Here is a 20989-nt window from a genome sequence, read left to right as displayed (position 1 = left end):
GCAACATGGCCAAGGACGTCAAGCCGACGCGCAAGAACCTCATGGCGATCGAGGAGCGCATCGAGCTCTCCGAGCGGGGCCACGACACCCTCGAGAAGAAGCGCGACGGACTCATCATGGAGTTCATGGACATCCTCGACCAGGCACAGGACACCCGGTCGGGACTGAACGACGCCTACGAGACCGCCCAGCGCAAGATCAACATGTCGCGGGCGATGGACGGCGACGTGGCGGTCCGCGGTGCCGCCGCCGCCCTCAAGGAACACCCCGAGATCACGACGCAGTCGAAGAACATCATGGGCGTCGTCGTGCCACAGATCGAGTCCTCGAAGGTCAAAAAGAGCCTCGACCAGCGTGGCTACGGCGTCGTCGGCACCTCCGCGCGCATCGACGAGGCCGCCGAGGCCTACGAGGAACTCTTAGAACAGATCATCCTCGCGGCCGAGGTGGAGACGGCGATGAAGAAGATGCTGGAGGAGATCGAGACCACGAAGCGCCGCGTCAACGCACTGGAGTTCAAACTCCTGCCCGACCTCCGGGACAATCAGGAGTACATCGAGCAGAAGCTCGAAGAACAGGAACGCGAGGAGATTTTCCGGCTGAAGAAGATCAAGGCCAAGAAGGAAGAGGAGGAGAAGGCGGAACGCGAGGCCACCGAGGAGGAGGTCAAGCGCGAGACCATCACCGCCGACGACTGAGGTCCCCGACCGCGTGGCGTCCGTCACGCCCCGACTCTCTCTGCGGTCGTTCTACACGCTTTTCCCCGTCCGCGCCAAGCGACGGGCATGACCGACGCCTGTGCCGAGTGTGGCGCGCCGACCCTCGCGTTCGCCGTCCCCGCGGACCTCCGCGAGTTCGTCCCCGACGGGCCCGAACACGCCGCCATCTGTACGAACTGTCTCACGCTGAACGAGGCGAGCGACGCGCCCGCCGACCCGGACTTCTCGCACGTCAGCGGCGCGATGCCTGACGGGGAGGCGGCCGTCCCGATGGCGCTAGCGCTCGGATTGCTCGACTCGCTGGCGCTCAACCGCCGGGGCATCGAGGCCCTCCTCGGGCGCGTCGAGACGGCCGGCGCGGACCCGTTGCTCGTCATCGACCGCCTCGCCACGCAGGGGTCGGTACAGGCGAAAGCCGACCTGGAACGCCGTCGCCACCAGCTCGAACAGTTGCTGGAGTGACGTATTCCCTCAACGTTTAATCCGGTAGCGCAGTAGGTCGGAACGTGTACGAGCCGATGACTGTTCTGGGCGGGGTCGCCACCGTCCCCGACCTCCTGCGCCTGCTCGCGGTGCCCACGTTCGCGTGGGCGGCCTACCGCGACCTCCAGAGTCGTCGGGTCGCCAACCTGACGTGGGTCCCCCTGCTCGTCGTCGGCCTCCTCACGCTGGCGTGGGACGTGTGGGCCGTTCTCGACGCCCCCGCGTTCGCCAGGCGACTGTTCCTCATCCGGGCCGTGGTGAGCCTCGGCGTCGTCGCCCCGTTGGGCTACCTGTTCTGGCGGATTGGCGGGTTCGGCGGCGCGGACGCGAAGGCGCTCATCACGCTCGCGGTGGTCTTCCCCACCACCCCCGCCTACTACCTGCCGTGGGCGACGCTCCCGCTGGCGTCCAGTCGTCTGGGCGTGCTCTCGCTGACCGTCCTCACCAACACGGTCCTCGTGGGGCTCGCCTTCCCGCTTGCCCTCGGCGTCCGGAACGCGCTGGCGGGCCACCGCTCCCCGACGATGTTCGTCGGGAAGCGCGTCGAGAGCGCGTCCATCGAACGCGAGTACGGCCGACTGCTGGACCCCGACGGGGGGCTGAGCCGCGGCGGCCTCGACCTCGACGCCCTCCGGATGTACCTGCGGTGGCGTGGGACCTCGCTCGCGGCGCTCCGGGCCACCCCCGACGCGCACCGCGACCCGGCGAGCATCGACCGGACCCACGCTCCCGGCGACGGCGTGGTCGACCCGCCCCGGGACGTCGCTGCCGGCGGGGGTCGTCCCGTCTCCGACGGCGGCGCAGGCGACGGGCCACCCTACCCCGCGGTCCGCCGCGTCGTCCACGACGACCCGTGGGGTGCGGCGGCCTTCCTCGCGTCCATCGACGGCGACGCCTACGGGACGACGCCCGACGACCTCCGGGAGGGGCTGGACGCCCTCGTCGACCGTGACAGCGTGTGGCTCACGCCTGGCCTGCCGTTCATCGTCCCGATGTTCGTCGGACTGGTCGTCGGACTCGTCCTCGGCGACCTGCTGTTCCTCACCCTCGCGGTCCTCGGGTTCGCCTGACCTGCCCGGCAGGGTCCACGTGATTTCCCGACCCAAGACCTCTCTCGGTCCGTGACTCCCCGTCCGGCGTGGCTGCTCGGACCGCGTGGCTCGCCGGGACGGTCGTCGGCCTCGCGTGGACGATGCTCCTCCTCGGTGTCGCGTGGGCGCGGGCGCTCGCCCCCGACGGGACGTCCCACGGCACGCCCGCGGACGACTGACAAAAGAGCTATCCGGCGGACTCGCCAGTCCTCGTGTATGAGCGTGGACCTCGCGTTCGACGGCGGGTTGCTCCCCGCCGTCGCACAGGACGCCGAGTCGGGCGACGTACTCATGCTCGCGTACGTCTCCCCGGAGGCCGTCGAGCGCACCCGCGAGACGGGCCTCGCGCACTACTACTCCCGGAGTCGCGACGAACTCTGGCAGAAGGGCGGGACCAGCGGGCACGTCCAGCACGTCCGGGAGGTGCGCGTCGACTGCGACGGCGACGCCCTGCTCTACCTCGTCGACCAGGAGGGCGGGGCCTGCCACACCGGCCACGGGAGCTGTTTCCACCGCCGCGTGGAGGACGTCGCCGTGACGGACGACGGCCGGGGGGCGACGGCGGACGTGGAGACGGTCGGCGAACGCGTCTTCGACCCCGACGCGGTGTATGAGTGATTCCGCCGTCGCCGACCTGACCGACGCCGCAGACACCCTCCACGACGCCCGCGAACGCGTCGCGGAGGTGGGGAGCGACCGCCTCGAACGCGTCGCCGACGGCCACGCCGCGTTCGTCCGCACCCTCGACCGCCACGAGGACGAGGCCACCGGCTACGGCGAGTTCGAAAAGTACGTCGGGTTTCAGGAGGCCGTCGCGGACCGCCTCTCGGACCTGCCCGACGACCTCCCGGCGCGCGGGGCGTTCGACGCCGCGGACGAGGCCCTCCAGCAACAGACCCTCTCCACCACTGACTTCGACCGCGCACGCGAGGCGCTCGCCCCCGCCGCCGAGTACGCCGCCCTGTACGAGGAGTGGACGGCGGCCCGCGAGCGCTATCGGGAGGCCCGGAGCGCGGTCCACGGCCGCCGCCGCGCCCTCGAGGAGCGAATCGACGACCTCGACCGCCTCGTCCGCCTCGGCGGGGCGGACCTCGACGCCCCCACTCACCGTCTGCGCGACCCCGTCGCGGCCTACGAGTCGGCCGTCCGCGAGGCGTTCGGGTCGTTCCGCCGCGAGGCGAGCGCCCGCGACCTTCTCGCGTTCGTCGAGACCACCGAGCAGTACCCGCTCGTCCCCTACGACCGGCCGCCCGAGCGCCTCCGCGAGTTCGTCGCGGGCGGTGCGGGCACCGAACCCATCCCCCGGTTGCTGGAGTACGCCGACTACTCGCGGTCGAAACTGGACCACTACGTCGAGTCGCCACGGGAACTGAAGGCCGCCGTCGGGACGAACCAGACGTACCTCGACGGCCTCACGGCGGACCCGCTGGTGGTCTCGTGGCCGCCGCCGCCCGGCGAGCGACTCCGCTACCGGTGTGAGGAACTGCTCGCCTGCGTCTCGCGGTTCGCCGACGATGACGTCGCCGCCCGCCTGCGTGCGGTGCGGGCGCTCCCGCGCGAGACCGACTACGCGACCCTCCGCGAGAGCGCCGTCGCCCGCGCCGACCTGACCCCAGAGGAGCGTGAGCGACTCGCCTCGGGGTCGGTCGAGTCGGACCTCGCGGCCGCCCGTGAGGAACTGGAGCGTATCGAGGCCGCACTCGCCGACCACCCGCCGCTCTCGGACCTCGCGGACGTCTGAGCCGACCGTCTCAGTTCGGGTCGACCTCGACGGCCACCTCGTTTCGCATCATGAATGGCGGCGTGTAGGGGTCGTTGTACCGCAGGAGGAACGGGTCGCCGCGCCACTCGACGCCCTCGTCCGCCAGCGTGTCGAGCAGTCGCCGTTCGCGGCGCTCGGTCCGCCCGTCCGTCGCGTACCACGAGAACGGGAGGACCGCGAGCGTCCGGGGGGCCTCGACCGTGAGCGAGACGCTGGGGTCCGTCGGCACGGGCGTCGACTCCGGGGCGTAGTCGCCCGGGAGGTAGAAGCCCATCCGGACGCCCGCGTCGGTGCGTTCGGTCTGGACCGGCGCGGTCATGGCGATCTTCTGGCCGCCGGTCCTGACGGGGGCGGTCATCGATATCTTCGCCCTCCCCTCGTTCGCGCCCGTGATGTAGTCGAACAGGCGCCGGAACGCCTCGCCGTCGCTCGGCGCGGTGGTCTCCGCGAGGACGACCGCCGGGTACTGGCGCACCTCCACGTCGCCGTAGGTCTCCAGGGACTCGTAGTCGACGCGCTCGGCCGACCGAATCGAGTAGAGTCCCCAACCGACCCAGAGCGTCAGCGTCCCACCGACGATGCCGCCGGCCCACTTCGCGGTCCGATTCATGCCTCCCCAGAGGGTCGGCGAGGGGATAATCGATGCGGGGCGACGGGTGCCTGAGCCGCCGGCGAGCCGGCGGCACGGGCCGGGTCGTCACCCGGATGCCGCCGCTCTCGTCCACCGAAAGGTCGGTCTCGACGCGTTCGCCCGGAAGCGAGCCTCCTCCTCGACGACGAGGCTCACGTAGAAGGTGTCCCGGTCCCTGTGCGCCGGGGGCGAACCCCCCGCTCACCAGTAACCCTAACGCACTGGCGGAGATGTGTCACGTGGTATGAAAATAGGGTGATAGATGCCCGCCCGGCGCCCGCGCCGTAGTTCGTTCCCGGGCCGTGGCCGACGTCCTGCCCCGAACCGGCGGCTGACGCACATCGACTTCGCGGCCAGTCGTCCCCCGGGGTGGTCGACCCTGCGTGAATCGTCCGCCCCTTCGATTTCGTATCGCGTCATGCGATTTACCGCTCCACTCGACAGCGGACGCTCTCGGACGGGGAAACACGAGAGAACGCGGGGGAGAGCGGCGAGACGGCGCTATCCGCCGGCGAGCAGTTCGGCTTCCATCTCGCGGGCCAGCGACTCGGCGCGGTCCGGGTCGCGCGCCTCGGCGTAGACGCGCACGACGGGTTCGGTCCCACTGGGGCGGACGAGGACCCAGGCGTCGCCGTAGTCGAGTCGGTAGCCGTCGAGGGTGGTCGACGCCGCGTCCGAGCGCTCGGCGGCCGTTCCCGCCCGTTCGAGGAGGCGAGCGCGCTCGTCGTCGTCCTCGTACCCGAGGTTGATGCGGACGTTGTGGTAGCCGGCGTGGTCGGCGGCCACCGCGCTCGCGGGGCGGTCCGCGAGCAGTTCGAGGAAGCGCGCGGCCGTGTACGCCCCGTCGCGCGCGAGTCGGTACCCCGGGAAGAGGATGCCACCGTTACCCTCGCCGGCGACGGGAACTCGCTTGCCCGCGGCCTGCAGTTCGCGGATGCGGGTGATGATGTTCGTACTCCCGATGGGGGTGAGTTCGAGCGTCGCGCCCGCCCGGTCGACCGCGTCGACGAGCCGCTGGGAGACGTTGACGGCGCTGACGGTGGTGTCGCCCGCGTCGAGTTCGGCCCCGGCGAGGGCCGCGAGGGCGGCGTCACCCTCGATGTGAGTCCCCGTCTCGTCGACGAAGATGGCCCGGTCGGCGTCCCCGTCGTGGGCGATGCCCACGTCGGCGTCCGAACTCCGAACGAGTCGCCGCAGGTCGGCGAGGTTCTTCTCGACCGGTTCCGGGTCGCGCCCGGGGAAGTGGCCGTCCGGCTGGGCGTTGACGGTGACGACGTGACAGCCCAACTCCCGGAACACCCGGGGGCTGGTGAGCGACCCCGCGCCGTGGCCGGGGTCGAGGGCGACGGTGAGGTCCGCGGCCGCGATTCGCTCGCGGTCGACCGACTCGAGGAGGGCGTCGACGTAGTCCGACCGCGCGCGTTCGACGCGCCGGCTTCGCCCCGTCTCCGCCCACGAGACGAGCGCGAAGTCCTCGGCGAGCAGGCGACCCTCGACCCGTTCGAGGGCGTCACGGGTGAGTTCGACCCCGTCCGGCCCGACGAGCTTCACGCCGTTGTACTGCGGGGGGTTGTGGCTGGCGGTCACCATCACGGCGGGCACGCCCTCGCGTTCGGCGTACGCCTGCAGGGCGGGCGTCGGCAGCACGCCCACCCGGTCGACGTCACAGCCCACCGCAGCGAGGCCGGCGGCGGCGCTGTCGGCGAACATCTCGCCGGTCGCTCGCGTGTCCCGACCCAGCGCGACGCGCTGTGACTCCTCCCCCGTGGCGTACACCGACCCGGCGGCCATCGCGACCCGCCCGACGAACGCGGGTGTGAGTTCCTCGTTGGCGACCCCGCGGACGCCACTGGAGCCGAAAACCTTCATTGGAGGCCTCTCCGGCCGGCCGTCTCAAAGGGGTTGCGAACCTTGCACTGACCGTCATATACCGTCAAGTGCTATACAAAATTGGTCGGGTCCCCGGAGACGGCTCCAGCGCGGAACCGCTGTGGCTCGCGGTATCGGGGCGCCTCCGTCGCACTCGGCCGCCGTCGGCTTCGGAGCACGCCGCCGACTGCCTCTCGGCAGGTGACAACTGGTAACGCCCGAACAGTTCTTTCTCCGAGAGTGGTCGGTCCGGTCGTGTCTCGACTCCGTTTCCGAGCGGCGACGGCTAGCGACCTGCTCCAAGTGGGCGAGTGGACCGACGGTCCGGCAGACCTCCTTCAGTGGGCCGGAACGGCGTTCTCGTACCCGCTCGACGAACGACAGGCCCGCGACCACCTCGCGGAGACGGAGTAGTCCACCTCGGCCAGGCGGGCCTTCGCGGCGTCTCTCTCGTCGGACGGACTTGTGGGCTACCTCGAACTGGACCGCATCGACCGGGAGCACCGGGGGGCCAGTGTCTCGCGGGTCATCGTCGACTCGGATGCGCGGGGAGAGGGACACGGGGCGAACATGGTCCGGTGGGCGCTGGCCGTCGGCTTCGAGGACCTCGGCCTCTACCGAATCGAACTCCGGGTGTTCGCGTTCAACGAGGTCGCGCTCGCGTGCTACGAGCGCGTAGGGTTCTCCCGGGAAGGGACCCTCCGCGACGCCAGACGCCACGGCGAGGAGTACTGGTCGCTCGTACTGATGAGTGTCCTAGAGGAGGAGTGGGCAGCGAGTCAGGCCGGGTCGGGGACCGGGGCCAGCGACCACTCCTCCGGGTAGACCTCCGTCGCCCAGATGCAGGGGGTGGTGAACAGTCGGCGCTCGTCGAAGTGCCCGCCCGGGTCGAGGACCGACCCCCGGTCGAGGACGACGGCGTGCCAGTCGACGGTCGGGACGGGCGCGGCCACCGAGAGGACGAGCGTTCGGCGCTCGAACGGCCGCGAGCGGACGAACGGGCGGTGTTGCCGGGCGAGCGCCCGGACCGTCGGACGGCCGCTAACGGTCACGAGGTCGTTCGGGAGGGGGTGGGCGTCGAGGTAGCGCTCCATCTCGCCGTGCGTCGTGGGGACGTCGACCGCCCGCTTGACCGCGTCGAGGGGGTCGCCGGTGACGGTGGCGAGACAGGCCGCGGCGCAGTCGTTCCAGTCGACCTGCTCGACGAGCGAGAGGGAGGGCGGAACGGGGGCGACGCGTGGAGGAACTGACATCTGCGAGCTAGCATAAGAACTAATGAATGTACATAAAATAAAACACTCGGCTACGTGTGTATCTCGGGGGTGGTATCGGCGCGTCAGGGCGTCCTGTGAGCCACAAACACCTTCTCCCCCGACACCGAACGCTCCCGATATGTCCGACGAGAGCGACACGCCTGGGGCCGACGGTACGGACGAACTCGACACCGGTGACCTGCAGTTACGACAGGGTCGTCAGTTCCACTACGAAGACGGCGTCGCGGAGGCCGTCGTCACCGTCGAGGGCGACCGCGTGCTCACGGTCCGCGAGTACCCGAGTCGCGAGGCGTTCCGGACGCGGGCCGACGGGGCGGTGTCGGTCGACGTGAACGAGGAACTCGCCGACATCGACGCCGGGGCCGTCCTCGACGGGCAGGACGGCGGGGCGTCGGCGAGCGCCGGTGCCGCCGCCGCCGGCACCGAGGCCGTCGCACCCATGGGGACCGAGGGTCCCGACGGAACCGACGAGACCGACGAGGAGTAACCGACAGAGCGCCGACAGAGAAGCCAACGGAGAGTCGACGAGGACTGTTCTCAGAGCGCGTCGAGCGCCGTCCCGAACGCCGAGAGCGCCCGCTCCATCTCCTCGGGTGCGAGGCCGAGGCTCACGCGGACCGCTCCGGGCCGGTCGAAGAAGCGCCCCGGCACGACGAGGACGCTCTCGTCCCACGCCCGCCGGGCGACCCGGTCGCCGTCGGCCGCCTCGTGGGCGAGCAGGGCGAACGGACAGCCCTCGTGGACCGTCCCCGAGAGGTCCGACCGGTCGTCGAGGAACGCCGAGAGCAGGGCGTGGTTCTCGGCCACGCGCTCGTGTGCGCGCGCCGAGAGCGCCTCCCTGTGGGCGAGCGCCCGGCGCGCGAGCGCTCGACTGGGCCCCGCGACGACCGGGAGGTGCCAGCCGACCCGTTCCATCCGCTCGACGGTCGACGCCTCGCCGAGGACCCACCCGACCCGGAGGCCACCCAGCCCGAAGAATTTCGTGAGCGACCCCGCCACGACGGTGTTCGGGAGGCCGGCGGCGGTGACGCCTCCGAACGGTCCCGTGCCGGCGTTCGTACCGTAGGGTGCGTACACCTCGTCGACGAGGAGCGTCGCGTCGACGTCCGCCACCCGCTCGGCGACGGCCCGGAGCGTCCCCCGGTCGGCGAGCCTCCCCGTCGGGTTGTGCCGGTTCGTACAGACGACGAGTTCGGTGTCCGGGGTCAGCGCCTCGTCCACCGTATCGGGGTCGAGTCGACCCGCCGGGCGCTCGAAGCGCTCGACCCGTCCGCCGAGTCCCCGTGGCGTCGCGGCGTGTGGCTCGTACCCCGGCGACTCGACGAGGACCCGTGGCTCCGCGGACTCGTCGGCACGCGAGAGGCAGGTGGCCCCGACGAGCCAGTTCGCGTGGGTCGCCCCCGCAGTGACGTGGACGCCGGACTCGGGGTGGTCGTACACGTCCGCGAGCAGTGACTCGACGGTCCCGTCGGTCGGGTCGGACCGGTCCGCGAGGACGGGCGGGACGACGCCCCGGTCGGGCGACGGGGACCGGAGGTCGCTCGACCCGAGGTCGTGGGTCGCGGCGTCGGGTCGGCCGGCGATCCACTCCAGATAGGCGATTGGCTCGAACACGCGCACACTTCGCGTCGGCGGGCTTGGGAGTACTGGTTCGAGGGGGGAGGGGCCGTGGGGGGGAAGGAGGGCTGGCCCCAGTGGGAAGGCCGAAGCGGGGTCACGGTCCGCAGCTAGCGCTTCGCCCGTACGGTCTTTATTTCAACGCGTAACACAGCGTTCGCCGTCCCGCACATGTTTCGAGGCACGAAACATCGGTCGCAAGAGTATTCACGGGGGATTGCCTACGCCGATTCGAATGCGAGAAGAGCCGGTGACGGAACTCGTCGACGTCCTCGCGCGACGGGCCCCCGTCCTCGACCTGCTGGCCGACGGCCCGCGGGAGAAACGCGACCTGCGCGACCTGCTCGGCGTCTCACGCTCGACGGCCTACAAGGCCCGTCGCGAACTGGAGGAACTGGGGCTGGTCCGAACCGAGGGTGGCCGGGTGACGCTGACGCAGTTCGGTCGTCTCGCCCGCCGCCAGTACGACGGTTTCCTCGCGGGAATCGAGCGCATCACCGCGGCCCGGCCCATCATCGAGTCCGTCCCGGACGACGCCACCCTCCCCCTCGCACTGGTCGTCCGCGGTCAGCAGGTCTGCGGCGAGCGCCACGCGCCGGAACGCCCGCTGGCCCGGTTCGAGGTCCTCGCCGGGGACGCGACCCACATCAAGTGCGTCTCGCCGGTGGCCATGCCGCGCTACCTCTCGCGGATCCGCGAGCGAGTCTCGGACGACGACCTCGTCGTCGAACTCGTCCTCGAACCGGGGGCGGTCGACCGCCTCGATACCGACCCGGACTTCCGTGCGACCCTGGAGAGCGACGCCGTCGCCCTCTACGAACACGACGCGCACCTCCCGTACGGGCTGGTCATCCTCGACGACGCGGCCGTCGCCTTCGTCTCGTACACCGACCAGGGGGCCGTCGCGGGCCTCGCGGTCAGCGACGATATCGACGCCTGCGCGTGGGCGACGGCGGCCTACGAGCGCCACCGGGCGGCCGCCCGCGAACTCGGCGCCGACTCGGCGACCCGGGGTCGAAACTGACTCCCGACACGCTTTCCCGCCTCCGGGTCGCGGACGGCGTATGAGCAGTCTCGACGAGAAACGCGTCTACAGCGAGAAGACGGGGAGCGACCGGGCCTTCCTCGCGACCGGCGCCGGGGTCGTCCGGGTGCGCGTCTCCGGGGACCTCGTCGGCGAGTTCGGCCTCGTCGAACGATGCGTCGCCCGTGACGTGACCGCGAGCGAGGGACGACTCGCCGTCGCGACCGACGAGGACGTCCTCGTCTCGGCGGGCGAGGCGTTCGAGGGGACCGACTTCGGCCCGGCGGACGCCGTCGGCTTCGCCGACGGAACCCTCGTGGCCGCCGGGGAGGGACGGGTCGCCGTCCGGCGCAGGGAGGGCTGGGAGTCGGTCGGCGACCTCGCTGACGTGCGGGCCGTCGACGGTCATCTGCTCGCGACCGCAGACGGCGTGTTCCGCCTCGCCGACGGCGGCCTCACGAACGTCGGTCTCGCAGACGCCCACGACGTGACCGCGAGAGGCGTCCCCCTCGCCGCGACCGGCGAGGGCCTCTACGCCCTCGGAAACGGCTGGATGGACCTGTTGGACGGCGACTTCCGGGTCGTGGCGACCGACGGCGACCGCGCCCACGCCGCCACCCCCGGGTCGCTGTCCGTCCGCGAGAGCGAGGGCGGCGAGTGGACTGCCGTCGACCTCCCCGCCACGGACCCCGTCGCGGGCGTCGCCTACGGCGCGACCACCTACGCCGTCACCGGGACGGGGACGTTCCTCGTCGAGGACCGCGAGGACGGGGAGTGGCGGACCCGCGCGCTCGGGGTGCCAGACGTGCGAGGAATCGCGGTGGTCTGACAAGATTTATTCTCTACTGGAGATAGGTTCCGCCATGCGCCGACGCCGAGCCCTCGCCCTCCTCGGGACCGCCCTCTCCGCGGGCGCGGGGTGCTCCGCACTCCGTCCCGGTGACGGACCACCGCCGACCCTCGGCACCGTCTCGGTGAGCAACTACGCCTCCGACCCCCACACCGTCAGCGTCGTCGTCGAACGCGACGGGACCGCGGTCCACTCGGGGTCCTACGAGGCGACCGCCCGGTCGTCGGCAGCACTCGGCGGGACGGAGCTACCGTGTCCGTGGGCGGAGGAGGCGGGCCGATACGTCGTCCGGGGCCGTCTGGCCGACGCCCCCGACTGGCGGTCCGTCGACCTCTCGACGTTCGACGCCGACGTCGTGGCGGTCTTGTTCGTCGTCGGCGACGCCACGACCGACCCCGGTGCGGACTCCTCGCTGACGGCGTTCACGACGACGAACCCCCGGGAGCGCTGTGACGGGGCGTCCCCCACGGCGTGAACGGAGGCATTCTCGACGCGACCCGCCTTCAGCAGCCCCGGTCGCCCCGGAACTCCCGGAGTCCGATGGCCGTGATGGCGAGACTGCTCACGGCGGCGAGGACGAGGATGAGGACGGGGAACTCAAAAGCCACGAACGCTACACGGACTTGCATTCTCAACCCAGTCAGCGCGTTCTCGAAGAACTCGCTGAAGCGTTCAACGGCTGGTTCGGCAAGCGTCGAAACGGCGACGACCGTGCCCGACCGCCCGGCTACCGCAAAAACGGAGACTCCCCCCGCGTTCAACCGTGTCGTTCAAAGCAGCTGGCTTCAAGCACGACGCACAGTTCACCCGTGTTCGCCTCTCAAAAGGTCGGAACCTCAAAAAACACCGTTCGGACTTCATCCTGTGCGAGTATCAGACTCGCCCATTACAACGCTCTGACATGGGGGTCCCCGGAAGGGCGACCGACCCGCTTCCGCCCGCGACCGAGGGCCGGATCGTCGCGGCCGCCGCGGGCGCGCGCCTCTCTCGCGACTCCCCCGAAGGAAAACGCGTTTTAGCCAGCGCCGCCGACGCCCGACCATGATACTTCCGGGGTCCGCGTCCCAGTCGCTCGCGGCGTCGCTGGCCGCCGAACTGGACGCGAGGGTGGGACCCGTCGAATACGACTGGTTCGCCGACGGCGAACTCATCGTCCGCGCGCCGTTCGAGGCCGACCACGCCGTCGTAGTCGCCTCGACGGTGTCGAGCGACGCGCACGTCCAGTTGCTCCAGTTGCAGGACGTCGCCCGCCGACACGCCGACCGGGTCACCACCGTCCTGCCGTACATGGGCTACGCCCGGCAGGACCGCGCGTTCACGGATGGCGACCCCGTCTCCGCCCGGGCGATGGCGCGGGCCATCTCCACCGGGACGGACCGCGTGCTGACCGTCAATCCCCACGAGGAGGCCGTGACGGACTTCTTCGACGTCCCCTGCGAGTCGGTCGACGCCGCCGGACTGCTGGCCGACCCCCTCCCCGCGGACCTGACCGACCCTCTCTTCCTCGCGCCCGACGCCAGCGCCACCGCCCTCGCCGAGACGGTGTCCGCCGACTACGGTACGGGCGACGTGGACTTCTTCGAGAAGGTGCGCGACTACGACACCGGCGAGGTGAGCCTCACGCCCAGCGAGACGGCCGTCGAGGGCCGGGACGTCGTCGTCGTCGACGACATCATCGCCACCGGGTCGACGATGGCCGGGGCCATCGACCACCTGCAGGACGACGGCGTCGGACGGGTCTTCGCCACCTGCGTCCACCCCATGCTCGCCGCCGACGCCCGGACGAAACTCGCCCGCGCGGGATGCGAGGCCGTCTACGGCACCGACACCATCGAACGCGCCGTGAGTGCGGTCAGCGTCGCGCCCGTCGTCGCCGAGGCGTTGCGGGAGTAGGTCGTCTACGTCGGCTTCCAACCCGTGGACTGTGAGTGCCTGTCACCCACCAGCGAACTGACTATCGTGAGTCGATTCCCACGAAACAGACTCCGGAGTGAGTGTGTCCCCCGTGCGTCGCGGGTTGACGGAGTGTACTGTGACGACGGTACCGGACGTTCCGCCGAGACGCGAGGTGGCTGCGCTGCAGCGCGGGCGGCCCCCGTCGTGAAGACTTGCACTCCGGTGGAGGGGAGTCCTCGGACCTGCGCGAGGACGGCCGTCGAGCCGATATGGCAGACGGCGATCCCCGACAGCGAGAAGATGCCGGCCGCGATTATCGTCCCAGACCGATAGCGAACACGACCGGGAACCCGAGTGTCCGTGTGTGCTCGACCATCGCACGCCGCTACAAATGCACCTTGTAAAAAATTTCGCCCCCCTATTTGGATTTCTGCAATCGAACCCTCGATACGTTGCAGTAGACGGAACGAGTGTTAAGTGGGTCAGGTGTGAATGGGTGTCAATGACAAATGAGGCCGGTTCCCCGACGGAGTCAACTCCCGTATCCACGGAGATCACCGAGCGCCTCGCCGAGCTAGACGAGGGACAGCTCCGGCAGACGGCGGAGTACATTCAAGACCTGTTGGACAGCAAATATTCCGTGTCGTCCCAGATCGAGGCCGAGGAGGGCGAGGAACTCGTCCACGTGACGGAACACGACGGCTACACCGCCGTCGTCAAACAGCAGCCCTGTACGACCGGCTGCGAGGACTGCCCGCATGGCCCCTATCTCTACCACGTGCGACGGGAGACCGGGCCCGAGGGAAACGAGAGCCTCCACTGGTCCTACATCGGTCCAGTCAGGTAATCAGGGCGGTCCGGGGCTCCAGTTGAGTACACGGACCGACTCGCCAGCGACGGCGGAATTCGGACGACGGATCGAACGTCCCCTCGGCGGGTTCTGGGCGTCGGCTGTCGGTCAATGTAGCTACTGACGACGCTCCCTGTTCGGGGAGCGCTTCCACTATCGTCCGGCGAGTACCGACCTACTGACCGATGAGGTCGTCCCCGAAGTAGTCTGCGACCTCGTCGGAGTACCCATCCCTGAACAGGAGAGAGACGATATCGCCTCCCTGAAACCCCACGTCGCCCTTCGGTGTGATCATCGTCCCCTCCCGTTCGATCGCGACGACGAGCACGTCGTCCGGCAGGATTCCCGCCTCGGCTGCTCCACCGATGGTCATCCCGGCCACGGGGGCCTCCTCCTTGAGTCGAAGCTCGGTCAGTTCGGCGTCGCCAGCGAGCGTCATGAAGTCCTTGCCGGGTCGCTTCCGTTCGCCATCCGGGCCGTAGGGACGGTACGGTTGGTACAGCTCCTCCTCCAGTAGCCCCTCTTTCTCCACCTCGGCGCCGAGTTCGGTCAGCTCCTGTCCGATCCGGCTGATATCTTTCGTGTTCGTCCCGATCGCCAGTACGTGGAGACTCTCGCGCCCGAGCATCGCTGTTCGGACGTTCACCACACCAGAGATTTCGAGGGTCTCCTGTGCGAGGCGCTCACGTTCGGACGACGGCGCGTTACAGATATAGAGGTGCGGGAGGAGGTTCTTGGCGGTCTGATAGTCGATGTCCGCGTGATACCCTTCGAGGATGCCGCGTTCTTCCAGTCGTTCGATCCGGTTTCCGATGGTGCCCGGCGAGACGTCGACGCTCGCTGCGATCGCTCTCGCGGTCGTGTTCCGCGCATCCCGTGCGAGATAGTAGAGTATCCGCTTGTCGATCTCGTCCAAGATGTAGTCCATGGGTAACCCCATGTTGCTCCCCGGTGGAATAGGTACTGTTGGCGCTACCGCCGCTGTCGAGATGGACCCGACGAACGGGCCAAACCGAGTCACCCGGGTCGATACACGGGGCGAACACGGCAATTCCGATGCGACAACGAGCGCCCTTCGATTCGTGGCGCACCCCCCGACGCGCCGCGACCGACCCGCGCCTACTCCAGACCGAACTCCAGCTGGCGAACGAGATGGCCGACGAACAGTCCCAATCGTGGCGACAGTGGGTCCTCTCCGTTCACCCGTTCGTCCGGCAACGCCGCCAGCGCCTCCACGAACCACGCCGGGCAGGTCATCGCGTCCACGTAGTCACAGACGTCCACGACGATGCCCTCGTCGCTCGTGTCGAGATGGGGGTAGCGCCGGCGCTGCCACTCGGAGTAGGTGATGGTCCACGCCGGCCCGCCGACGGCGGTGACGACGGCGTCGAGGGGGCCGACCCGGAGGTCACCGTCGGGTCCGCCGACGTACACCTCCCCGCCCCGGACGCTCGTCCCGAACCACATGTCGTGTGGTACCGTATCACTCGAACCGTCGTGGGCGTTCCGGTCGGCGGATGGCGGTTCAGTCCGACGCCTCGGTCGGCGCGAGAGGTTCGATGGCCAGCGTCATCGTCACGTCCTCGACCTCCCACTCCTTGCGGTGGGCGTCCTCGCCCTCGACGACATCGAGTTCGGCGGCGCGGACCTCCTCGGCGATGAGGGCCTCGTGGCGGGCGACCAGTTCGGCGACCCGGTCGTCGGCCACGTCCACGGAGAGGCGAATCTGCCGGTCGAGGTCCAGGTCGAGGTCCTTCCGCATCTCCTGGACGCGGCGGATGACCTCGCGGGCGTACCCCTCGCTCTCGATGTCCTCCGTGAGCGAGGTGTCGACGTAGACGACGCCGCGTTCGTCGCCCGCGACGGTGAAGGGCGTGGCGGCGACTCCCTCGGGCGTCTCGGTGACGAACTCGACCATCTCGTCGGTCAGTTCGACGGACTCGCCGAGTTCCTCCTCGACAGCGGCTTCGAGGGCGTCCAGCGTGGGTTCGGAGACGCGCGCCCCGTTGAGCGCACCCATCACCTCGCCGGCCTGCCCGCCGAAGGCGGGGCCGAGGACGGACATGTCCGCCTGCGCCGAGTAGCGCAGTTCGCCCCACTCCTCGCCGGGCGCGATGACGTCCACCTCGCGAGCGTTGAGGCGGTCACGCACCAGTGCGGCGTGCTCGCGGACGGACTCGGCGGCCGCCGCGTCGTTGACCGCGACGACGACGCGCGGGACGGGCCACCGGAGTTTCCGTTCTGCCTGCTGGCGGGCGTTCGACCCCGCCTCCTCGACGGCCCGCAGGACCGCGAGGTCCGACTCCAGTTCGGGCTTTCGATACCCTTCGTCGACCGCCGGCCAGTCGCACATGTGGACCGTGTCGAACCCGCTGTCGCCCGTGAGCGTGCCGTAGACGTCGTCGGCGACGTACGGCGCGTAGGGCGCGAGCAGTTTCGTCGTCTCCACGAGCACGTGGTAGAGCGTGGCGTACGCCGCGGTCTTGCTGTCGGAGTCCTCCTCGGCCCACATCCGCTCGCGGACCACCTGGATGTAGAACCGGGAGACGTCCTCGACGACGAACTCCAGCAGGGCGTCGAGCGCCCGGTCCTGCCGGAACTCCGCCCAGTGGTCGGTCATCTCCCCGACGACCGTCTGGAGCCGCGAGAGCACCCACTCGTCGACCAGTTCGAGGTCGCAGTCGGCGAGGTCGACGGCCTCGGGGTCGAACCCGTCCATCCGCATGTACGGGAGCGGGAACCGGAAGACGTTCCAGAGGATGTTCAGGTTGCGCTCCATCGTCGCCATCTCGTCCCACGAGAAGCGCATGTCCTCGCCCTGCGGGTTCACCGACAGGAGGAACAGGCGCATCGGGTCCGCGCCGTGGCGTTCGAGCGCCTCGGCGGGCGTGACGACGTTCCCGATGGACTTCGACATCTTCCGTCCGTCTTCGGCCAGCGCCCACCCGTGCATCAACACCTCCTTGTAGGGTATCTCGCCCATCGCGGTGGTGCCCATCCCGAGTTGCGACCAGAACCACCCGCGGGTCTGGTCGTGGGCCTCCATGATGAGGTCGGCGGGCCACAGCTCCTCGAAGTCCTCGGCCTCGCCGGGGTAGTCGAGGGTGCCCCACGAGGCCACCGAGGAGTCGAGCCAGACGTCGAAGACGTCCGGAACGCGTTCGTAGGTGGTTCCCCCTTCGGTGATAGTCAGGTCGTCCACGGTGGGACGGTGCAGGTCCACCGCCTCGGGGTCGACGTCCTGGTCCACCCGTTCGGCGAGTTCCTCGCGGGTCCCGACGACGAGGACGTCGTCCATGTCGCCGTCCCAGTCCGCGCCGTCCGCGGCTTCGCCGCTCCCGTTCGCGGACGAGTCCGCGCTCGGCACCCAGATGGGGATGGGGATGCCCCAGTAGCGCTGGCGGGAGACGTTCCAGTCGGGCGACCCCTCGATGAACTTGCGGAAGCGGTTGTCGCGCGCTTCCTGCGGGTGCCACTCGCTGTCCTCCAGGTTGTCGAGCATCTCGCCTTTGACGTCCGTGACCGTCACGAACCACTGGTCCGTCGCGAGGAAGACGATGTCCGTGTCACACCGCCAGCACTGCCCGTAGTCGTGGCGATGAGTCTCGTTCGCCAGCAGGAACCCCTTCGAATCGAGGTCCGCGATGACGTCGTCGTTGGCGTCGCGGACGAACTGGCCGGCGTACTTCCCGCCCGCCTCGGTGTACGTGCCGTCCGGGCCGACCGGGCAGAATATCTCCAGCCCCAACTCCTGCCCGCGCTCGAAGTCCTCCTGCCCGTGGCCGGGCGCGGAGTGGACGAGTCCAGTACGGTCCATCTCGACGTAGTCGGCGTGGTAGACCTGTCCCGCGCCCGCGCCCGCGGCGTGGTCGGGCACCTCCTCGGGGAGCGGATGCTCGTAGGACCACCCGGCGAGGTCCGAACCGTCGAGTTCCTCGACGACTTCGTACGACTCGGCACCGGCACGGCCCATCACGTCGTCGACCACCTCGCTCGCGACGTACAGCAGGTCGCCCGCGTGGGGGCCGTCCTCGACCCGCACGGCGGCGTACTTTGCACCTTCGTCCACCGCGACGAACGTGTTCGCGGGGATGGTCCACGGCGTCGTCGTCCAGATGACGAGGTTCCCCTCCCGACCCGTGAGCGGGAACTTCACGTAGATGCTCGGGGACTCGATCTCGTGGTACTCGACCTCGTTCTTCGCGATGGCCGTCTCACACCGGGGACACTGCGTGATGGAGCGTTTCCCCCGGTCCACCAGTCCGCGCTCGTGTGCCTGCTGGAAGCCCCACCACGCGGCCTCCATGTACTCCGGCGACACCGTCCGGTAGGGGTTCTCCCAGTCCATCCAGACGCCGAAGGACTTGAAGTCGTCCTGCAGGCCCTCTAGCTGGTCGTCGGCGTACTCCTTGCACTCCTCGATGAAGTTCTCCATCCCGAAGGACTCGATGTCCTTCTTGTTCTCGAAGCCCAGTTTCTCCTCGACTTTCGTCTCGATGGGCAGGCCGTGCATGTCGTAGCCCGGCCGGTCGGTCACGTCGTAGCCGCACATCCGCTTGTAGCGGATGTAGGCGTCCTTCAGCGACTTGTTCCACGTCGTGCCCATGTGGGCCGCGCCGCTGGTGTACGGCGGACCGTCCACGAAGAAGAAGCGCTCGGCGCCTTTCCTGTGGGCTTTCGTCTGCTCGTAGGCGTCGACGTCACGCCAGTACGACCGGATACGGTCCTCGACCGCGTCCGGGTCGTACTGGTCGTCCACCTCCCCGAATCGCTCGGGAGGTGCGTCCGACTCCTGGGAATCGCTCATACGGAACCCACGTATCGCGGGGAGTAAAGGCGAATCGGTCCGGCAGGTCGGTCTGTCCCCCTCCGCTCACTCGCCGGCGGTCAGTGCCCGCACCCGCGGCAGGAGGCGACCCGTCGCGACGAGGTACGCCCCCGCGAGGGCGACGGCTCCCATCCCGAGCATCCAGAGACCGAGCGTCGTGTCACTGGCCAGTGCCTCGACGCCCGCCCGTTCGGTGAGGACGCCGAGTCCCGTCAGCAGGACGGCCCCGGCGGCGTAGGCGACGACTGACAGCACTTCGACGACGAGTTCGAGTGGCGCTTCGTTCACGACTGCCCCGAGACGGTTCGACGGCTTACCGCTTGCGGGTCCTCGCTTCCCGACTCCCGGACCCCACCGACCGGACGGCGGGAACAGGATTGCTCGCGTGAACAGCGCCTTTGTACCCTCGACTCGGTGACACGAAGGCATGTCGACCAGACGGGAGTTCATCACGTACGGACTGACGGCGGCGCTGGGGGCGGGGCTGTTCGCCGACCGGGCGGCGGCGCTCGAACCGGAACCGGAGCAGGGGGACGTCGCGTTCTCGACCACCGAGGCGCTCGAAATCGAGTCGTTCGACGGGACGACCATCCGCGCCAGCGTCTTCGAACCCGACGTGGACGGGGAACGACCCGCCGTCCTCATGACCCACGGGTGGGGCGGGACGCGCGCCGACCGGAGACCGCTGGCGGAGTACTACGCCTCCCACGGCTACGTCGTCCTCACGTACGACTCGCGGGGGTTCGGCGAGTCCGGCGGCGAGGTGGGCGTCGACGGCCCGAACGAGGTGGGGGACGCGCGGACGCTCCTCACGTGGCTGGCGAACCGGGACTCGGTCGCCACGGACGGTCCCGACGACCCCCGCGTGGGGATGGACGGTTACTCCTACGGCGCGGGCATCCAGTTGATGACGGCCATCGTCGACGACCGACTCGACGCTCTCGTCCCCCGGTGGGGCTGGCACGACCTGCGGTTCTCGAACGACCCCAACCGCGTCCTGAAGTGGGCGTGGTTCTACGGTCTCTACCAGTCGGGAATCGCCAACGGGGAGCCGAACGACCGGTTCCTCCGCCTCTCGGAGCAGGCCGTCGAGGCGAGGGAGGCCCCCGAGGAACTGCGTGCCTTCTGGCAGTCGCGCTCCCCGGTCGGCCAGTTGGGGGCCATCGATACCCCGACGCTCCTGATTTCGGGGTGGGAGGACCGCCTGTTCACGGCGAACGAGGCGTTCGCCAACCTCCAGGGCCTGCGCGATACGGGCACCGACGCCCGCCTCGTGATGTACGACTACGGCCACGACTTCGTGGACTCCGGCGGCCCCACCGAGACGCAGACAGCGTACGCCAACGACGCGGCCCTCGCGTGGCTCGACGCCCACCTGAAAGACGGCGAGACGGGCGACGACGAGGGGTCGGGGGCGACCGCGCCGGACGTGCCCGTCGCCTCGCTCTATCGCTCGCAGGCCGACACGTTCGAGACGTACGACGCCCTCCCCGGCGGCGAGACGGCGCTTCCCCTCGGGTCGGGCGCGTCAGGCGGCAGTTCGCAGGTCCGCCTCACGGGTGGCTCCGGGAACCAGAACGCCTCCAGCGGGACGGCCACCTTCGACTTCCGCGTGGACGAGGCGGTGGACGTCGTCGGGACGCCCCGCCTGTGGTTGAGCGTCACACCGACCGGGGGCGACCCGTCGCCCCACCTCTTCGGGACGCTGAGCCACGTCACCCCCGACGGCGAGGCGACGATACTGAAAGACCAGGTGGCCGCGACGCGCGTCGAGTCGGCGGGTCTGCTGGCGTTCGACCTCGTCGGCGTCGAACGTCGCGTCCCGGCGGGTCACACGCTCCGGGTGACGCTGGCGGCGGCCGACGGGTCGCTCGTGGAGGACGCCGTCCCGTTCGACGACGCCCTCTACGTGGACAGCGAGTCGCCCGCGGGCGTGGTCGTGAACCACTCGCCCGGCGCGCCCTCCACGCTGGCACTCCCGACGCTGGACGGCGTCGAACTCGCCGAAGAGGAGGAACGCGAGGACGACGATGATGACGAGGGCGACGACGGCGGGGACGACTGACGACGGATACTCCTCTCTCGCGCCCGAACG

23 protein-coding genes and 2 pseudogenes are annotated in these 20989 nt (G+C 69.7%); 16 read left to right on the top strand and 9 right to left on the bottom strand.

Annotated elements, in window-relative coordinates:
• Window positions 1-5: 5 nt before the first annotated feature.
• The 6 genes from NKG96_RS00765 (at window position 6) to NKG96_RS00745 (ending at window position 4034) form a co-directional block, all read left to right on the top strand.
• Entirely contained in the window at window positions 6-698 is a 693-nt protein-coding gene (locus NKG96_RS00765) for a V-type ATP synthase subunit D (protein ID WP_254536547.1), read from the top strand.
• Between the two features lie 87 nt (window positions 699-785).
• Complete coding sequence (locus tag NKG96_RS00760; RefSeq protein ID WP_254536545.1) at window positions 786-1181, top strand: DUF6276 family protein; 396 nt, start codon at window positions 786-788, stop codon at window positions 1179-1181.
• A 44-nt stretch (window positions 1182-1225) separates the two neighbouring features.
• The gene (locus tag NKG96_RS00755; protein ID WP_368409265.1) at window positions 1226-2272 is read left to right on the top strand and encodes an A24 family peptidase; all 1047 of its coding nucleotides are present in this window, start codon (window positions 1226-1228) and stop codon (window positions 2270-2272) included.
• A 68-nt stretch (window positions 2273-2340) separates the two neighbouring features.
• Window positions 2341-2472 carry a hypothetical protein gene (locus NKG96_RS20840; protein WP_256558100.1) on the top strand — a complete coding sequence of 44 codons (132 nt, stop codon included), beginning with the start codon at window positions 2341-2343 and terminating at the stop codon, window positions 2470-2472.
• A 37-nt stretch (window positions 2473-2509) separates the two neighbouring features.
• The gene (gene hisI / locus NKG96_RS00750) at window positions 2510-2911 is read left to right on the top strand and encodes a phosphoribosyl-AMP cyclohydrolase (RefSeq protein WP_254536544.1); all 402 of its coding nucleotides are present in this window, start codon (window positions 2510-2512) and stop codon (window positions 2909-2911) included.
• Window positions 2904-4034 (top strand): DUF7118 family protein, encoded by a 1131-nt coding sequence (locus NKG96_RS00745; protein WP_254536543.1) that lies wholly within the window; start codon window positions 2904-2906, stop codon window positions 4032-4034. The genes hisI and NKG96_RS00745 overlap by 8 nt, the downstream gene beginning before the upstream one ends.
• Window positions 4035-4044: 10 nt before the next feature.
• On the opposite strand, the gene NKG96_RS00740 is transcribed toward NKG96_RS00745, so the two are convergent.
• On the bottom strand, window positions 4045-4665 hold the full coding sequence (locus NKG96_RS00740; RefSeq protein ID WP_254536542.1) for an SOUL family heme-binding protein: 621 nt from the start codon (window positions 4663-4665) through the stop codon (window positions 4045-4047).
• Window positions 4666-5187: 522 nt separating this feature from the next.
• Window positions 5188-6555, bottom strand: a complete 1368-nt coding sequence (gene glmM / locus NKG96_RS00735; protein WP_254536540.1) for a phosphoglucosamine mutase — start codon at window positions 6553-6555, stop codon at window positions 5188-5190.
• A gap of 255 nt (window positions 6556-6810) precedes the next feature.
• Here glmM and NKG96_RS00730 point away from each other — a divergent pair, with 255 nt between their 5' ends.
• Together NKG96_RS00730 and NKG96_RS00725 are read left to right on the top strand one after the other, a co-directional pair.
• A complete protein-coding gene (locus NKG96_RS00730; protein ID WP_254536539.1) occupies window positions 6811-6969 on the top strand; it encodes a hypothetical protein in 159 nt (52 codons plus the stop codon).
• A 30-nt stretch (window positions 6970-6999) separates the two neighbouring features.
• Window positions 7000-7380 (top strand): annotated as a pseudogene (locus tag NKG96_RS00725) (GNAT family N-acetyltransferase); the annotation flags it as partial.
• On the opposite strand, the gene NKG96_RS00720 reads toward NKG96_RS00725, so the two are convergent.
• Window positions 7335-7808, bottom strand: coding sequence for a hypothetical protein (locus tag NKG96_RS00720; RefSeq protein ID WP_254536535.1), 474 nt, complete (start codon window positions 7806-7808; stop codon window positions 7335-7337). The pseudogene NKG96_RS00725 and the gene NKG96_RS00720 overlap by 46 nt on opposite strands.
• A 139-nt stretch (window positions 7809-7947) precedes the next feature.
• Between NKG96_RS00720 and NKG96_RS00715 the strand changes: the two genes are divergently transcribed.
• Window positions 7948-8316, top strand: coding sequence for a hypothetical protein (locus NKG96_RS00715; RefSeq protein WP_254536534.1), 369 nt, complete (start codon window positions 7948-7950; stop codon window positions 8314-8316).
• A 50-nt stretch (window positions 8317-8366) separates the two neighbouring features.
• Here NKG96_RS00715 and NKG96_RS00710 read toward each other — a convergent pair whose 3' ends face one another.
• A complete protein-coding gene (locus NKG96_RS00710; RefSeq protein WP_254536533.1) occupies window positions 8367-9449 on the bottom strand; it encodes a pyridoxal phosphate-dependent aminotransferase in 1083 nt (360 codons plus the stop codon).
• A 232-nt stretch (window positions 9450-9681) separates the two neighbouring features.
• Here NKG96_RS00710 and NKG96_RS00705 point away from each other — a divergent pair, with 232 nt between their 5' ends.
• The 3 genes from NKG96_RS00705 to NKG96_RS00695 are packed head-to-tail and all read left to right on the top strand — an operon-like array spanning window position 9682 to window position 11795.
• A complete protein-coding gene (locus NKG96_RS00705; protein WP_254536531.1) occupies window positions 9682-10470 on the top strand; it encodes a helix-turn-helix transcriptional regulator in 789 nt (262 codons plus the stop codon).
• Window positions 10471-10510: 40 nt separating this feature from the next.
• Window positions 10511-11299: an HVO_0234 family beta-propeller protein gene (locus NKG96_RS00700; RefSeq protein ID WP_254536530.1), complete on the top strand. Its 789-nt coding sequence runs from the start codon at window positions 10511-10513 to the stop codon at window positions 11297-11299.
• Between the two features lie 34 nt (window positions 11300-11333).
• Window positions 11334-11795 (top strand): hypothetical protein, encoded by a 462-nt coding sequence (locus NKG96_RS00695; protein WP_254536529.1) that lies wholly within the window; start codon window positions 11334-11336, stop codon window positions 11793-11795.
• Window positions 11796-11823: 28 nt separating this feature from the next.
• On the opposite strand, the gene NKG96_RS20835 is transcribed toward NKG96_RS00695, so the two are convergent.
• A complete protein-coding gene (locus NKG96_RS20835; protein WP_256558099.1) occupies window positions 11824-11949 on the bottom strand; it encodes a hypothetical protein in 126 nt (41 codons plus the stop codon).
• On the opposite strand from NKG96_RS20835, the pseudogene NKG96_RS00690 reads away from it, so the two are divergent.
• The 3 genes and pseudogenes from NKG96_RS00690 to NKG96_RS00680 all read left to right on the top strand — a co-directional run.
• Window positions 11911-12206, top strand: a pseudogene (locus NKG96_RS00690) (RNA-guided endonuclease InsQ/TnpB family protein); the annotation flags it as partial. The gene NKG96_RS20835 and the pseudogene NKG96_RS00690 overlap by 39 nt on opposite strands.
• A gap of 155 nt (window positions 12207-12361) precedes the next feature.
• Window positions 12362-13213: a ribose-phosphate diphosphokinase gene (gene prs, locus NKG96_RS00685; protein ID WP_254536528.1), complete on the top strand. Its 852-nt coding sequence runs from the start codon at window positions 12362-12364 to the stop codon at window positions 13211-13213.
• A 505-nt stretch (window positions 13214-13718) separates the two neighbouring features.
• On the top strand, window positions 13719-14063 hold the full coding sequence (locus tag NKG96_RS00680) for a hypothetical protein (protein WP_254536527.1): 345 nt from the start codon (window positions 13719-13721) through the stop codon (window positions 14061-14063).
• A gap of 178 nt (window positions 14064-14241) precedes the next feature.
• Here the strand turns inward: NKG96_RS00680 and NKG96_RS00675 are convergent, their stop codons facing one another.
• The 4 genes from NKG96_RS00675 to NKG96_RS00660 form a co-directional block, all read right to left on the bottom strand.
• Window positions 14242-14982, bottom strand: coding sequence for an Lrp/AsnC family transcriptional regulator (locus NKG96_RS00675; protein ID WP_254536526.1), 741 nt, complete (start codon window positions 14980-14982; stop codon window positions 14242-14244).
• 203 nt (window positions 14983-15185) lie between these two features.
• Complete coding sequence (locus NKG96_RS00670; protein ID WP_254536525.1) at window positions 15186-15533, bottom strand: hypothetical protein; 348 nt, start codon at window positions 15531-15533, stop codon at window positions 15186-15188.
• Window positions 15534-15591: 58 nt separating this feature from the next.
• The gene (gene ileS / locus NKG96_RS00665) at window positions 15592-18873 is read right to left on the bottom strand and encodes an isoleucine--tRNA ligase (RefSeq protein ID WP_254536524.1); all 3282 of its coding nucleotides are present in this window, start codon (window positions 18871-18873) and stop codon (window positions 15592-15594) included.
• Between the two features lie 66 nt (window positions 18874-18939).
• Window positions 18940-19182: a DUF8151 family protein gene (locus tag NKG96_RS00660; protein ID WP_254536522.1), complete on the bottom strand. Its 243-nt coding sequence runs from the start codon at window positions 19180-19182 to the stop codon at window positions 18940-18942.
• Window positions 19183-19321: 139 nt separating this feature from the next.
• On the opposite strand from NKG96_RS00660, the gene NKG96_RS00655 reads away from it, so the two are divergent.
• Complete coding sequence (locus NKG96_RS00655) at window positions 19322-20959, top strand: CocE/NonD family hydrolase (RefSeq protein ID WP_254536521.1); 1638 nt, start codon at window positions 19322-19324, stop codon at window positions 20957-20959.
• Window positions 20960-20989 lie beyond the last annotated feature (30 nt).

It is taken from the genome of Halomarina litorea (assembly GCF_024227715.1).
GTDB lineage: Archaea > Halobacteriota > Halobacteria > Halobacteriales > Haloarculaceae > Halomarina > Halomarina litorea.
Note: the sequence above shows the minus strand (reverse complement) of the source record. Positions and strands in the feature narration are given on the sequence as shown.